The organism is Reyranella sp. (genome assembly GCF_044224635.1).
GTDB lineage: Bacteria > Pseudomonadota > Alphaproteobacteria > Reyranellales > Reyranellaceae > Reyranella.
On sequence record NZ_JBGAKA010000005.1, the window covers coordinates 81,792 to 94,944 of the forward strand.

The window sequence follows — 13,153 nt, forward strand, 5'->3', positions numbered from 1 at the left end:
AGGATCGGCCGTCATGACCGTCATGTTGAAGCCGGCCCTCTTGCTCACCGACGCCCAGGCACAGTCGATCGTCGATCGAGCGGCGCCGGGACGCCGCGTCGCGCGCCTGTCAGCTTTCGGGCGTGGCGAGATCAGCGCCGTGTTCGACGTCGAGCTCGCGGATGGCCGGCCCGGCCTGGTGATCAAGATCTATCCTGACACCCTGCAGTGGAAGATGAAGAAGGAGATCACGGTCGCGGCTCTCTTGAGCGCTCACCGCCTCGCCGCACCGGTGTCGCGCATCCTGCTTGCCGATGATTCCAAATCGCTGATTGCGTTCAACTACGTCGTCATGGATCGATTGGCTGGGTCCAGCCTGGCCGACCACGAACGCGACCTCTCCGAGCCGGAGTGCTTTGCGATCTACGCGGAGATGGGAAGGCTGCTGCGCGACATCCACGCCATCCCGCTGGAGAGCTTCGGCTATATCGGAGCCGAGGGCGTGGTGACGCCGTTTGCGACCAATCGCGCGTACATGTCATCCCAGTTCGACCGCAAGCTCGACGGATTCTCCACCCTCGGCGGTACGCCGCAGATCGCGGCACGCCTCAACGACTACGTTGCGCGCCGTGCGGCGCTGCTCGACGGATGCGCAACGCCGTGTCTCTGCCATTACGACTTCCATCCGGGCAACTTTCCTGTGGCTACGGGCGCAGAAAGGTCCCTCGACTGCGCGGCCCTCCGGGCAGCTTCGCTCGGGATGACAGCTTTTTTGCCAAATGCGATTGCCATGCGTCTCCACGGAAGACGCGCCACCGGAGTGGCGCGCCACCGGCAAGCCTTCAGTTGAGCTTCTGCCGGGCCAGCGACTGCTCGCGCAGCTTGCTCAAGGTGATACGCGAGGTGAGCGCCTCGGGATCGGTCTTGAGGTGGATGATGGCGGGCTTGCCCGCTGCCACGGCGCGCTCGAAGGCGGCGGCGAAGTCGGCCGTCTTGTCGACCGTCTCGCCATGGCCGCCGAAAGCGCGCGCATAGGCGGCGAAGTCGGGGTTCTTGAGCTCGGTGCCGTGCACGCGCGTCGGGTACTCGCGCTCCTGGTGCATGCGGATGGTGCCGTACATGCCATTGTCGACGACCACGATCACCACGTTGGCGCCATGCTGGACGGCGGTAGCGAACTCCTGGCCGTTCATCAGGAAGCAGCCGTCGCCGGCGAACGACACCACCATGCGATCCGGCGCGGCGATCTTGGCGGCGACCGAGGCCGGCACGCCATAGCCCATGGCGCCGCTGGTCGGCGCGAGCTGGCTCTTGAAGCCGCGATACTGGAAGAAGCGGTGCAGGAAAGCGGCGTAGTTGCCGGCGCCGTTGGTGACGATGGCGTCGTCGGGCAGGCGCTTGTTCAGCCAGGCGACGATCTCGGTGACATTGACCGCGCCAGGCTGCTGGTTCGGCTCGATGTTCTTCAGGTAGTCGGCGCGCGCGCCTTCGAGATTGGCCTTCCAGCGCGAGCCGTCGACCGGCTTCATGGCTCGGGCGGCGGCGGCGAAGTTGGCCATGCCGCTGTTGATCGGCAGGACGGCTTGGTAGACGCGGCCCAGTTCCTCGGCGCTGGCATGGACATGGACCAGCGGCTGCGCAGGCACCGGCAGATCGAACAGCGTGTAGCCGCCGGTCGTCGCCTCGCCGAGCCGCGGACCGACCGCCAGGATCAGGTCGCTGTCCTTGAGGCGCTTGCCGAGCGGTGGATTGACGCCGATGCCGAGGTCGCCGACGAAATTGGGATGACGATTGTCGATCAGGTCCTGGTTGCGGAACGCCGTCGTCACCGGCAGTCCGTTGGCCACGGCGAAGGCGGTCATGTCGGCGCAGGCCTCGCGGCTCCAGCCGCCACCGCCCACGATCACCATCGGCTGCCGGGCCTCGGCGAGCATCCCGCGCAGCGTCGCCATGTCGGCGGTCGACGGTGCCCCGCGCGCGATTTTGTAGGGGCCGGCGTCGGCGACCTCGACCTCGTCAGTCAGCATGTCCTCGGGCAGGGCGAGCACGACCGGGCCGGGGCGGCCGTTGAGGGCACGATGGAAGGCCTGGCTCACCAGCTCGGGGATGCGCCGGGCATCCTCGATCTGGGCCACCCACTTGGCCATCTGGCCGAACATGCGCCGGTAGTCGATCTCCTGGAACGCCTCGCGGTCGAACTGCTCGCGGCCGACTTGGCCGACCAGCAGGATCATCGGGGTCGAATCCTGAAAGCCGGTGTGCAGGCCGATGCTGGCGTTGGTGGCGCCCGGGCCGCGTGTCACGAAACAGACACCCGGCTTGCCGGTGAGCTTGCCGTAGGCCTCGGCCATGTTGGCGGCGCCGCCTTCCTGGCGGCAGATGATGTAGCGGATCGAGTTGCGCTGAGCGTACAGCGCGTCGAGCGCGGCGAGATAGCTCTCGCCCGGAACGCCGAAAATCGTGTCGGTGCCATGGATGCGCAACTGGTCGATCAGAACCTGTGCGCCGCTGCGACGCGGACGGGCCGTGGTCATGATCGATCCCTTACTTCGTGGGTGAGAAGGAGGTTGGCACCAATATCTTGTCTTTCTCGTAGAGCGCGAGAAACTCGCGCAGCCTGCCGGGCTGCAACTCGTAGGTGCGGTGGTCGACGATCATGGACAATCCTCCAATTTACAGACTGATTGTCTTACCGCGTTGGTGCGATCTCAACCCTCGCTCAATGGTGGACACCTCCGGTGAAACAGCGCATAAAGTGCGGCATTGCGACACTGGCCGAGGGAATCGGCACAGTCGCGGGGCGCGATTTCCGGTCAACGTCTTTCCGTGAGCTTCTTGGTCATCTGTCAAATGTCGACGAAACGCTTGGGCCCAGTCGTCCAGCAAGCGCGCGCCGGATTCCGCTCTAACTTTCCTCCAGCCCCGAGCTTCGAATGAGTCGTAAATTGTTTGTGGGCAACCTGCCCTATTCGGTCACGTCTGAGCGTTTGTCGGAAGCCTTCTCTCAGTTCGGCACCGTTACTTCTTCAAAGGTGATCGTCGATCGCGAGACCGGCCGCAGCCGCGGCTTCGCCTTCCTCGAAATGGAAACGGATGACCAAGGTGCGTCGGCCATGCAGGCCATGAACGGCGCGTTGCTGGACGGCCGCTCGATCGCGGTGCGCGAAGCTGTCGAGCGTCAGCCCGGCGGTGGCGGCGGCGGCGGATTTGGCGGCGGCGGTGGTGGTGGTGGCCGCGAAGGCGGCGGCTTCCGTCCGCGCGGCCCGCGTCCGCCCTATGGCGGCGGCGGTGGTGGTGGCTACGGCGGCGGCGGTGGCGGTGGCTATCGCGGCGGTGGTGGTGGTGGTGGCTACGGCGGCGGTGGCGGTGGCGGTGGCTACCGGGGCGGCGGCGGTGGTGGCGACGGCGGCCCGATGCGTGATCGCCGCGCCGATTTCTCCGGCGGCCCGCCGAGCGGCGGCCTCGACGGCGGCGGAGGCGGTGCGGGTGGCGATTTCGGTCGTCCGCCGCGTCGGCGCGAAGGCGGCCCGGGCGGTGGCGGCGCCGATCGCCCGCGGCGAGAGCGCGACTACGAGCCCCGCAAACGCGGCTTCGACGACGACCAATAGGGTCTGTCTTCCAGATTCTGGGACGGAAACGCCGGAGGTTCTTCCTCCGGCGTTTTTGTTTGCCCGCCCGCGGGCGGTGCTAGACTGGTCCGACCTGAAGGTCAGGAGATCGAGATGAAGCGACGCACCGCGCTCGTGGGCTCCCTGGTGGCCTTGGCCGCACCTGCGCCGGTCAGGGCGGCTGACTTGCCGGTCGACCTGCAGCTCGTCCTGGCGGTCGACGTCTCGCGATCAATCGACGAGGTCGAAGCCGAGCTGCAACGGCGCGGCTATGTCGAGGCGCTGACCAATGATCGCACCATCGACGCCATCCTGTCAGGCGAGCACAGGCGCATTGCGCTCTGCTACACCGAATGGGCGGGCACGCACTACCAGGTCGTGGTGATCGACTGGACAGTGATCGACAGCCCGGGCGCAGCGCGAAGCTTCGCCGAGAAGCTCAGCGAAGCGCCACGCCAGTCGCAGAGCTGGACGGCGGTCGGCGCCGCGCTCGCTCATGCCGGCCAGCGCTTCGACGGATCGGGCTTCATCTCCAAGCGACGCGTCATCGACGTTTCGGGCGATGGCCGCACCAACGACGGTCCGCCGGCGGAGTTGGTGCGCGACCGGTTGGTGGCGCAAGGCATCGTCGTGAACGGCCTGCCGGTGATGATGAATCGCAGCAATTTCGGTCGACCGCCCGATCTCCTGCTCGACAAATACTACGAGGAGAACGTGATCGGCGGGTCGGGCTCGTTCATGATCGTGGCCGACAATTTCGACCATTTCGGTCGCGCCGTGCGCACCAAGCTCGTGCGCGAGATTTCGTCGATCGGCACGACGACTGGCTCGCACCCCGGCTGATGCCGCGGGGCATTCGCATCTGGTGCGCTTTTCATCTCCTCCCCAGCGAAGCTGGGAAGGAGAATGAATGAGGAATGGAGATGTGCAGCGCCGCGGAGTGGCGATTTCACTTGGCCGCGATACTTGCTTGGCCGCATCATCGCCGGGCAATTCGCGTTTCTTGCCAAGGAGCCTCGATCGATGCTGCCCAACGACCCAGTGAGCCAGGCGCGGCTCGACCTGACGACGGCGCTCAGGGCGGCGGTGCGTCATGGCCTGAACGAGGGCGTGTGCAACCATTTCAGCATGGCGGTGCCCGGTCGAGACGACTTGTTCCTGGTCAATCCGCAAGGCCTGCACTGGTCGGAGATCACGCCGGCCGATCTCGTGATCGCCGATGGCGCGGGCAACATCGTCGAGGGGCGCTATGCCGTCGAGCCGACCGCCTTCTTCATCCATGCCCGCCTGCACGCCGGCAACCCGCGCGCCAAGGTCGTGCTGCACACCCACATGCCCTACGCCACGGCGCTGACCTCGATCCGCGACGGCAGGATCGAGATGTGCACCCAGAACGCCTTCCGCTACTGGAACCGCATTGCCTACGACGAGGAATATTCCGGCGTGGCGCTGTCGGCGGAGGAAGGCGATCGCATGTGCCAGGCGCTGGCCGACAAGGACATCCTGTTCCTGCGCAACCACGGGGTGATCGTCACCGGGCCGACGGTGGCCCAAGCCTACGACGAGCTCTACTACCTCGAGCGTACCGCCATGGTGCAGGTGCTGGCGATGCAGACCGGCCGACCGCTGCACAACATCGACGCGGCTCTGGCCGAGCACACCGCCAACCAGATCGCCGGGGAAGCGCAGCAGGCCATCCTGCATTTCGAATCTCTGAAGCGCTTGCTGGATCGGGACGAACCGGGCTGGCGCCGGTTGGCCGCCTGAGGGAGTCGCCATGCCTTTCACCCTGCGCACCGGTGCCGGTCCGCTCGCGAGCCTGGCCTTCATCCTGGTGACGGCGACGGCAACGCCGCTCTCGGCACAGAGCGTGCCGGGCGTCAGCCAGGGCCCCAAGCTCGGCGAGATGGAGGTCAAGGCCTACCAGAAGATCCCCAGGAGCAAGGTCGCCGTGCAGCTCACCTCGGACACCCACTTGTCGCGCGAGCTGCGACGCCAGGTGATGGTGCGCCTGTCGCAGCGCGGCAACGAGGTGGGGTTCAGCGGGGGCAACGTCATGCGCATGGACGTGACCTACTTCGACCTCTCGGGCGGCACCGGTCGCGACCGGGGGACGATCGGCGGCCAGCCCGATTATGCACCGCCCGGCTCCAACCCGCGCATCGAGCTGCCGTCCAACACGATCAATCGTCGCGACGGCGTCTCTCCGGTTCCGGCCGGCCCGACCCTGCGCATCACGCTCACCCTCTACACCACCGAAGGCGGCAAGGTGCTGTGGACGGCGACCGGGTCGTGCACCACGCAGGCGGAAAAGGCGGAGCGCGCCGGCAACGCCATCATCAACCGTATCTTCGACAATGCCGACCGGAGCATGACCGGCGACGCCGGCTGCCCGTTCTGACCGTTCTCTCCGTTCCAACCGTCCTGCTCAACAGAAGGATCCCCCCCTTCATGCCGCGCCTGGCTCCGCTCGACCTCGACAAGCTCACGCCTGAACAGAAGAAGGTCGCCGACGCGATCGTGTCCGGACCGCGCGGCGGCCTGCGCGGTCCGTTCGAGCCTTGGCTGCGCAGCCCCACCCTGGCCGATCGCGCCCAGAAGCTCGGCGAATATTGCCGCTTCAACAACTCGTTGCCGAACGATCTCAGCGAGCTGGCGATCTGCCTGGTCGGCCGACACTTCAAGGCGCAGTACGAGTTCTACGCCCATGCCCGGCTCGCCAGGCAGGCGGGCCTCCCGGCCGGGATCGTCGAGGCGATCCGGACGCGCGCCACGCCGCCCTTCACGCGCGAGTCCGAGCGCATCGTCTACGATTTCGTCACCGAGTATCTCGAGACCAACCGCGTGGCCCAGGCCAACTACAAGCGCGCCGTCGACGCCTTCGGCGAGCAGGGCGTGGTCGATCTGGTGGGCGTGTGCGGCTACTACATGTTGGTGTCGATGACGCTCAACGTCTTCGAGATGCCCTTGCCGCCGGGCGAGCCCGAGCCACTGGCCTGACGCATCTCTTGCCCTCCCCCGGTGACGGGGGAGGGATTGAGGCAGTCGGAAATCACTCCTCGAAGATCGCGACGGCGCGGGTCCAGCCGGCCGAGGCGCCACGGATCTTGTGCGGGAAGCAGGCGATGGTGAAGCCGTCGGGCGGCAGCGCCTCGAGATTGTGCAGCTTCTCGAGATGGCAGTAGCCGATGTCGCGGCCCGCCTTGTGGCCTTCCCAGATGATCGACGGATCGTGGTCGCGCGCCCATTTCTGCGCAGTGAAGTAGAATGGCGCGTCCCAGCTCCAGGCGTCGGTGCCGGTGAGGCGGATGCCGCGTTCCAGCAGGTACATGGTGGCGTCGTAGCCCATGCCGCACCCGGCATTGACGTAGTCGGCGTTGCCGTAGCGCGAGCCCGCCCGCGTGTTGACGACGACGATCTCGAGCGGCTTCAGGTCGTGGCCGATGCGCGCCAGCTCCTCCTCGATCTCCCGGACGGTGATGACGTGGCCGTCCTCCTTGGCGCGGAAGTCGAGCTTGACGCCGGGCTGGAAGCACCATTCGAGCGGCACCTCGTCGATGGTGATGGCGCGCTCGCCCTTGTTCATGGTCGGATGGAAATGATAGGGCGCGTCGAGATGCGTGCCGTTGTGCGTCGACAGGGTGACGTTCTCGACCGCCCAGCCGGCGCCGTCGGGCAGGTCTTCCTTCTTCAGCCCGGGAAAGAAGCCGGCGATCTGCGCCGCCGTATTCTCGTGCCTGTGATACTGGATCTTGGGGTTGAACGGGACGGGATCGGAGATCACGTCGTTCTCGAGATAGATCGAAAGATCGACGAAACGACGGGACATCGTATCAGGGACCGGTAAGAGAGTTGAGGATTGCCCGGGTGAGCAGCTTGCCAATGCACTTCTGGCCGAAATCGTTGAGGTGCAGGCCGTCGAGCTGCACGAACTGCGCATACGGCATGCCGTCCTCGTACCAGGCACGCATGATGTCGAAGCGGCGGAACAGGCCGGCGTCGTACTCGCGGGCCGCCGCCGCCATGACCTTCTCGTAGGCCTCCTTGTCGGCCGCCGCGACGACCGCCGGCACGTACTGCAGGTTCATCAGCACGAAGTCCGACCCGAGCGACTTGCCGAGCGTGAGGCCGCCGCGCAGCCAGCGCTCGAACTTGTCGAGCGGCATCTGGCGGATGGCGGCGTTGGTCCCGGTCTGCCACACCACCAGCGAGGCCGGATTGCCCTCCATCTCGGCGCGCATGCGCGCCGCCATCTCCTCGACGTCCTGACCGCCGATGCCGCGGTTGAAGACGTCGACGTCGACGCCGGGCAGTGCCTTCTCAAGTCCCATTTTCAGCTGGGCCGGATAGGCGAAGGCGGGATTGGAAACACCGTAGCCAGACGTCGACGAGGAGCCGAGGGCGATGATGCGCAGCTGCTTGCGGGTGGCGATCGCCTTGCGGGCGATGGTGAGCTGGCTGCCGAGCTCCAGCAACTGCGGCTTGGCCCGGCAGAGAGTCATGGATTGAGGCCACGCGGCGCCGGGGAGGAGAAGCGCGAGCGCCGCCCCCAGCGCCAGCCAGGATCGCCACAGCCGACGGCTCATGGCATGGCCCCCGCCGTGGTCGGCGTCCGTCCTCTTGTAGGTCCTCCACCCTTGAACCAAGCCGCCATGTAGGCGGCACAGCACATGATGACGATTCCCCCGACGCTCACCCCAATTTGCGACAGCAAGGATTCCTCGAAATGACTGACGATTACCTGTCCAGACAGCGCAAGAAACGTACCCAGGCAGAATATAAGCAAGGATTGCTCCCCGCATCTGCGAAATGGCTCGAACGCACGCCACTTTAGAACGGACGCGTTGGCGGGAACGGCCATGCGGACCAGCCAAGCAATTGCCAAGAAATGCATGAAGCGCAGGATGTCAATATTGGTCTTGTCGATCGGGTAGATCACCCGGGCGACCCAGGCGGGCACCAGCCGCTCGATGGAATTGTAGTGCCAAGACAGCGCTATGAACGCGGAAAACAGCAAATATAAGATGGCCAGCACGGCCAACGGCCAGCGAATGCGGTCGAGCCAGGCGAGTTCCTTGCCGAGCACCGCGCAACAGGCGCCGACATAGAACACGACCTGCCAGGCCATGGGGTTGAAGTACCAGACCTTGCCGTCGGGATAGGCCGGCAGGTTCCAGGAATAGTGGCAGGTGACGCCATACAGGCCCAAGGAGACGGCGATGACGGCCAGCGGCCAGCGCACGATGGCCGGCAGCACGAAAGGGAAAGCCGCCAGCAGCACGATGTAGAGCGGCAGGACGTCGAGATTGACCGGCCGGAACTTGAGCAGCGCCGCCTCGAGGATGGCCTGATAGGGGTTCTGGCCGAACCCGAGCAGCTCCATCTCGTCGATCAGCGACGGTGTGTCGCGGGCGATCGAGACCCAGGCTACCTGCGCCGTGAAGGCGACGAACAGCAGGATGTGGGCGACGTAGAGCTGCCATACCCGGCGGTAGATGCGCGCCGCCGCCCTTACCCAGCCTTCGCGCTCCATCATGCGGGCGTAGGCAATGACGGCGGTATAGCCTGAGATGAAGACGAAGATCTCCGTGGCATCGCTGAACCCGTAATTGCGCACGGTCAGCCAGCTCACGATGTTGGTCGGAATGTGGTCGACGAAGATGAACCACAGCGCCAGGCCGCGGAACAGGTCGAGCCGGATGTCGCGGCCTGAGGCAATGACGGGCAGGACGGCCATGGCCGGCTATTGGTATCGCAGGCGAGGCGGTGCGGCTACACGCGCCATCCTGAGATTTTCTTGCGGCCCGCGGCGGCTCGTCCGCTCCTCCTTCCGAGCGGGCGAGGCGCCGGTCCACAAGGCTCAGCCAATCACCTTCTTCGCGCGCAGCGCCTCGACCTCGGCGGCGCTGAGGCCGGCGATGTCCTGAAGCACGCGGTCGGTGTGCTCGCCCAGCGCCGGTGGCGGCCGGCTGTCGTCGACCGGCGTATCGGAGAAGTGGTAGTTCGAGCCGATCAGCGGCACCGTGCCGACGCGGCTGTGCTGGTAGGTCTTGAGCATGCCGCGGCGCTTGACCTCAGGCTCGTCGAGCGCCTCCTTCATGGTGCGGATCGGCCCCGCCGGCAGATGGCGGAATTTCTGAGTCCAGTTCTCCTTGGTGTCGGTCTTCAGCACCTCTTCCATCAGCCGTGTCAGCTCGGGCTTGTTGGCGACGCGCTGGGCGATGGTCGAGAAGCGCGGGTCAGTCACCCACTCGGGATGGCCCATCGCCTTGCAGGTGTCGGCGAACAGCTTCTGGTTGGCCACCGCCATGTAGATCTTGCCGTTCTTGGTCTCGAACGAGCTGTTGGGCGCCGAGGCGAAATGGCCGTTGCCGGCGCGGCGCGGCTGGTCGCCGCCGATCAGGTAGTAGGAGCCCATGTTGCCGAGCGAGGCGAGCGCGGTATCGTAGAGCGCGAGGTCGATGTGCTGGCCCTTGCCGGTGTCGTGGCGCGCGAACAGCGCGGCGTTGATCGCCGCCACCGAATGAATCGCCGTCATGGTGTCGACGATGGCGATGGCATGGCGCAGGCCCTCGCCATTGGCCTCGCCGTTGACGCTCATCATGCCCGATTCGGCCTGCAGGACGGGATCGTAGCCCGGCCGGTCGGACAGCGGCCCGCTCTGGCCATAGGCCGAGATCGACAGGTAGATCAGCCGCGGATAGCGGGCCTGCAGGCTCTCGTAGTCGAGGCCGTACTTCTTCAGCACCCCGGGACGAAAATTCTGGACCATGACGTCGGCCGCCGCGAGCAGCTTGTGCACGACCGCCTGGCCGTCGGGCTTGGTGAAGTCGAGGGCGACGCTGCGCTTGCCTCTGTTGAAGGCCATGAAGAAGTGGCTTTCGCCCTGCTCGCCGCCGGCGCGCGGACCGGCGCCCTTGCGCGTGTCGTCGCCGCCGTCGGGATTCTCGATCTTGAGCACCTCGGCGCCCATGTCGGACAGGATCTGGGTGCACATGGGACCCGCGATGACGCGGGAGAAGTCGACGACGCGTATGCCGCTGAGCGGTGGCCGGCCTGATTGTGACATGGACGCAAGGTAGGGCTGCGGGCCGCGCGCTGTCCATGCGCGGCCATTGCATTAGATTGAGCCTTCATGACCTCATTCCGCATGACGCTCTCTCGCCGCGCCCTCCTGATCGCCTCGTCCGCCGGTGGCGTATCGGCCCTCGGCGCACACCGCGCCGTCGCCCAGGCCGATGCCAATGGCGCTGCTTATCCGGCCAAGCCGATCCGCATCATCGTGCCGTTCGCCCCCGGCGGATCGGGCGACATCACCGCCCGCCTGGTTGGGAAGTATATCGAGGACAAGACCGGACAGCCGGTCGTGGTCGAGAACAAGCCGGGTGCCAACGGCATCGTCGGCGTGCTGGCGGCCAAGTCGGCGCCGGCCGACGGCTATACGCTGATGCTGGCCACGACCTCGACCAACGCCGCCAACATCCACATGTACAGGAGCCCGGGCTACGATCCGGAGAAAGACTTCCAGGTGGTCGGCGTGATCGGCTCGAGCGGCGCCTTCCTGGTGGTGCCGGCGGACAGTGCCTACCGCTCGCTGGCCGACCTGCTGGCCTACGCCAAGGCCAATCCCGGCAAGCTCAATTTCGGCTACTTCAACGCGAGCTCGCAGGTTCCCGCCGAGGTGCTGGCCAGGCAGGCGGGCGTCGACTGGCAGGGCGTCGCCTACAAGGCGATCGGCAACGCTTGGAACGATCTCTACTCCGGCGCCATCCAGTTCATGTTCGTCGACCTGACGGCGGGTCGCGGCCAGGTCGTGGCCAACAAGGCGCGGCCGCTTGCGCTGACCCTGCCGCAGCGCAGCCCGCTCTACCCCGACCTGCCGACGCTCGCCGAAACGTTCCCCGGCTTCACCACCACCGGCTTCCTCGCCGTCGCGGTGGCCAAGGCGACCGCGCGGCCGATCCAGGAGAAGCTCAACACGCTGATCAACGAGGCCATCACCTCGCCCGACATCGCCAATCGGCTGGCCAACGAGTTCGCCCTCACGGCCAGGCCGCTGACGCTCGAGCAATGCGCGGCGCAGGACCGCGAGGAGCGCGCCAAGTGGGCGGATTACGTACGGATCGCGCGCATCGAGCCGCAATAGACCCACGCGCAATGGCCAGTGGCCCATCCCGACCCGTGAAATACAATTGAAAAACCGGCTGATTGCTGCGAGGGGAACAACATGCCCATGCTGCAACGGATCCAACGCGCCTATGAGGCGCTGTTCAGCGAGTCGCCGACACTGGAATCGAGGCCTGCAGAGGAGCGTCCGATCCTGCAGCCCGGCCAGATCGACGTGAGAAGCCTGATCGAGCGTTACGACGCGGCCAAGCACGCCGAGCTGGCCGATGCCTATTTCGAGCCCCTGGTCGACAACCCTGTGCTCCGCCGAAAGCCCTTCTCGCACGCCCACGACGCCGTCTACATCATGGCCAGCCTGGCCCATGTGATGGAGGGGCTGCGGCTCTTCCCGCAGGCGACTGTCCTCGATTTCGGCGCCGGAACCTGCTGGTCCAGCCGCATCCTGGCCAGCGTTGGCTGCCGGGTGACCGCACTCGACGTGTCGAAGAATGCGCTGAAGATCGGCCGCAGTGTGCATGAGCAGGATCCGCTGACCCGGGACCTGCCGATCGATTTTCAGGTTTTCGACGGCCGCTCCATCCCTGCTGGCGCCGCCTCCTTCGACCGCATCCTGAGCTTCGACGCCTTTCACCATGCCCCCGATCAGGCAGGGCTACTGCGAGAATTTTCGCGCGTGCTGGTCGAAGATGGAATCGTAGGCTTCGCCGAGCCAGGCCCGTACCATTCTTTGACTCCGACGTCGCAGATGGAGATGCGAGCCTATAACGTTATCGAGAACGACATTCGCGTCGAGGAGATCTGGGACACGGCGCGCGCCTGCGGCTTCGCTGACATCCGGCTGTCTTTCACGATGCCGTACCAGGAACTGCTTTCGCTCGACGAGTTCAATCGCATTCTCGCGGCGAAGTCGGCCCCTGACGAGATCGTGTTCTCGGCCGGCAACGTCCTGATGCACAAGAATCGCCGCGTCTTCTTCCTCTACAAATCGACATCACGCGAACAGGACAGCCGCTTCGTGGGCGGAAGCGACGGCTTGCGCTGCGCCATGCAATTGCGCGACATCACGGTCGAAGATGCAAGCACCGTGCGCCTTGCCCTTACGATCGAGAATGTCGGCAAGAGCACGTGGCGAGCGTCCGGCGGCGGCCCCGGCTGCGTCAATATCGGCGTCCACCTTCGGGGCGCCGACAACAGCATGCTCGATAACGATTTTACCCGTCTGTCGCTTTCGTCCGACCGCGTGCGTCCCGGTGAAAAGCGCGAAGTGAACGAGTTGCTCCCCCTCCCCGAGCTCGACGATTTCACGATCGAGCTCGACCCCGTGGCCGAGAATGTGACTTGGTTCGAGCTTACCGGCGGGTCGCCGCTCCGGCTCACCTTTCGTAACAGAAGGTATGTCGCCCAGCACTAGGGGGGCGAAAGGTTGCCGACATGGCATG

The 13,153-nt window shown here is 65.8% G+C and carries 13 protein-coding genes; 8 read left to right on the top strand and 5 right to left on the bottom strand.

Features of this window, described 5'->3' with window-relative positions; genetic code table 11:
• Window positions 1-13 precede the first annotated feature (13 nt).
• The gene (locus tag ACILR9_RS06620; protein ID WP_395709115.1) at window positions 14-829 is read left to right on the top strand and encodes a phosphotransferase family protein; all 816 of its coding nucleotides are present in this window, start codon (window positions 14-16) and stop codon (window positions 827-829) included.
• Here ACILR9_RS06620 and ACILR9_RS06625 read toward each other — a convergent pair.
• Window positions 822-2,513 (bottom strand): thiamine pyrophosphate-binding protein, encoded by a 1,692-nt coding sequence (locus tag ACILR9_RS06625; protein ID WP_395709116.1) that lies wholly within the window; start codon window positions 2,511-2,513, stop codon window positions 822-824. The two genes, ACILR9_RS06620 and ACILR9_RS06625, sit on opposite strands and share 8 nt — an antisense overlap.
• 399 nt (window positions 2,514-2,912) lie before the next feature.
• Between ACILR9_RS06625 and ACILR9_RS06630 the strand changes: the two genes are divergently transcribed.
• The 5 genes from ACILR9_RS06630 to ACILR9_RS06650 all read left to right on the top strand — a co-directional run bounded on the left by ACILR9_RS06630 (window position 2,913) and on the right by ACILR9_RS06650 (window position 6,587).
• Window positions 2,913-3,587 carry an RNA recognition motif domain-containing protein gene (locus ACILR9_RS06630; protein ID WP_395709117.1) on the top strand — a complete coding sequence of 225 codons (675 nt, stop codon included), beginning with the start codon at window positions 2,913-2,915 and terminating at the stop codon, window positions 3,585-3,587.
• A 114-nt stretch (window positions 3,588-3,701) separates the two neighbouring features.
• Window positions 3,702-4,430: a DUF1194 domain-containing protein gene (locus ACILR9_RS06635; RefSeq protein WP_395709118.1), complete on the top strand. Its 729-nt coding sequence runs from the start codon at window positions 3,702-3,704 to the stop codon at window positions 4,428-4,430.
• Between the two features lie 180 nt (window positions 4,431-4,610).
• Complete coding sequence (locus ACILR9_RS06640; RefSeq protein ID WP_395709119.1) at window positions 4,611-5,354, top strand: aldolase; 744 nt, start codon at window positions 4,611-4,613, stop codon at window positions 5,352-5,354.
• Between the two features lie 10 nt (window positions 5,355-5,364).
• Window positions 5,365-5,988, top strand: a complete 624-nt coding sequence (locus ACILR9_RS06645) for a hypothetical protein (protein WP_395709120.1) — start codon at window positions 5,365-5,367, stop codon at window positions 5,986-5,988.
• A gap of 50 nt (window positions 5,989-6,038) precedes the next feature.
• Window positions 6,039-6,587, top strand: a complete 549-nt coding sequence (locus ACILR9_RS06650; protein WP_395709121.1) for a carboxymuconolactone decarboxylase family protein — start codon at window positions 6,039-6,041, stop codon at window positions 6,585-6,587.
• 52 nt (window positions 6,588-6,639) lie between these two features.
• Here the strand turns inward: ACILR9_RS06650 and ACILR9_RS06655 are convergent, their stop codons facing one another.
• The 4 genes from ACILR9_RS06655 to ACILR9_RS06670 form a co-directional block, all read right to left on the bottom strand.
• On the bottom strand, window positions 6,640-7,416 hold the full coding sequence (locus tag ACILR9_RS06655; protein ID WP_395709122.1) for a cyclase family protein: 777 nt from the start codon (window positions 7,414-7,416) through the stop codon (window positions 6,640-6,642).
• A 4-nt stretch (window positions 7,417-7,420) separates the two neighbouring features.
• Window positions 7,421-8,173, bottom strand: coding sequence for an SGNH/GDSL hydrolase family protein (locus ACILR9_RS06660; protein WP_395709123.1), 753 nt, complete (start codon window positions 8,171-8,173; stop codon window positions 7,421-7,423).
• Entirely contained in the window at window positions 8,170-9,324 is a 1,155-nt protein-coding gene (locus ACILR9_RS06665; protein ID WP_395709124.1) for an OpgC family protein, read from the bottom strand. Before ACILR9_RS06665 ends, ACILR9_RS06660 begins: the two co-directional genes overlap by 4 nt.
• Before the next feature lie 123 nt (window positions 9,325-9,447).
• The gene (locus tag ACILR9_RS06670; protein ID WP_395709125.1) at window positions 9,448-10,656 is read right to left on the bottom strand and encodes a CaiB/BaiF CoA transferase family protein; all 1,209 of its coding nucleotides are present in this window, start codon (window positions 10,654-10,656) and stop codon (window positions 9,448-9,450) included.
• Window positions 10,657-10,722: 66 nt separating this feature from the next.
• Here ACILR9_RS06670 and ACILR9_RS06675 point away from each other — a divergent pair, with 66 nt between their 5' ends.
• Together ACILR9_RS06675 and ACILR9_RS06680 are read left to right on the top strand one after the other, a co-directional pair.
• Complete coding sequence (locus tag ACILR9_RS06675; protein ID WP_395709126.1) at window positions 10,723-11,733, top strand: Bug family tripartite tricarboxylate transporter substrate binding protein; 1,011 nt, start codon at window positions 10,723-10,725, stop codon at window positions 11,731-11,733.
• 81 nt (window positions 11,734-11,814) lie between these two features.
• Window positions 11,815-13,125: a class I SAM-dependent methyltransferase gene (locus ACILR9_RS06680; RefSeq protein WP_395709127.1), complete on the top strand. Its 1,311-nt coding sequence runs from the start codon at window positions 11,815-11,817 to the stop codon at window positions 13,123-13,125.
• Window positions 13,126-13,153 lie beyond the last annotated feature (28 nt).

What these genes read in the sequence shown, in the direction of transcription:
- ACILR9_RS06620 (WP_395709115.1), top strand. Translation starts at nt 14, where the DNA reads ATGACCGTCATGTTGAAGCCGGCCCTCTTGCTCACCGACGCCCAGGCA.
- ACILR9_RS06625 (WP_395709116.1), bottom strand. Translation starts at nt 2,513, where the DNA reads ATGACCACGGCCCGTCCGCGTCGCAGCGGCGCACAGGTTCTGATCGAC.
- ACILR9_RS06630 (WP_395709117.1), top strand. Translation starts at nt 2,913, where the DNA reads ATGAGTCGTAAATTGTTTGTGGGCAACCTGCCCTATTCGGTCACGTCT.
- ACILR9_RS06635 (WP_395709118.1), top strand. Translation starts at nt 3,702, where the DNA reads ATGAAGCGACGCACCGCGCTCGTGGGCTCCCTGGTGGCCTTGGCCGCA.
- ACILR9_RS06640 (WP_395709119.1), top strand. Translation starts at nt 4,611, where the DNA reads ATGCTGCCCAACGACCCAGTGAGCCAGGCGCGGCTCGACCTGACGACG.
- ACILR9_RS06645 (WP_395709120.1), top strand. Translation starts at nt 5,365, where the DNA reads ATGCCTTTCACCCTGCGCACCGGTGCCGGTCCGCTCGCGAGCCTGGCC.
- ACILR9_RS06650 (WP_395709121.1), top strand. Translation starts at nt 6,039, where the DNA reads ATGCCGCGCCTGGCTCCGCTCGACCTCGACAAGCTCACGCCTGAACAG.
- ACILR9_RS06655 (WP_395709122.1), bottom strand. Translation starts at nt 7,416, where the DNA reads ATGTCCCGTCGTTTCGTCGATCTTTCGATCTATCTCGAGAACGACGTG.
- ACILR9_RS06660 (WP_395709123.1), bottom strand. Translation starts at nt 8,173, where the DNA reads ATGAGCCGTCGGCTGTGGCGATCCTGGCTGGCGCTGGGGGCGGCGCTC.
- ACILR9_RS06665 (WP_395709124.1), bottom strand. Translation starts at nt 9,324, where the DNA reads ATGGCCGTCCTGCCCGTCATTGCCTCAGGCCGCGACATCCGGCTCGAC.
- ACILR9_RS06670 (WP_395709125.1), bottom strand. Translation starts at nt 10,656, where the DNA reads ATGTCACAATCAGGCCGGCCACCGCTCAGCGGCATACGCGTCGTCGAC.
- ACILR9_RS06675 (WP_395709126.1), top strand. Translation starts at nt 10,723, where the DNA reads ATGACCTCATTCCGCATGACGCTCTCTCGCCGCGCCCTCCTGATCGCC.
- ACILR9_RS06680 (WP_395709127.1), top strand. Translation starts at nt 11,815, where the DNA reads ATGCCCATGCTGCAACGGATCCAACGCGCCTATGAGGCGCTGTTCAGC.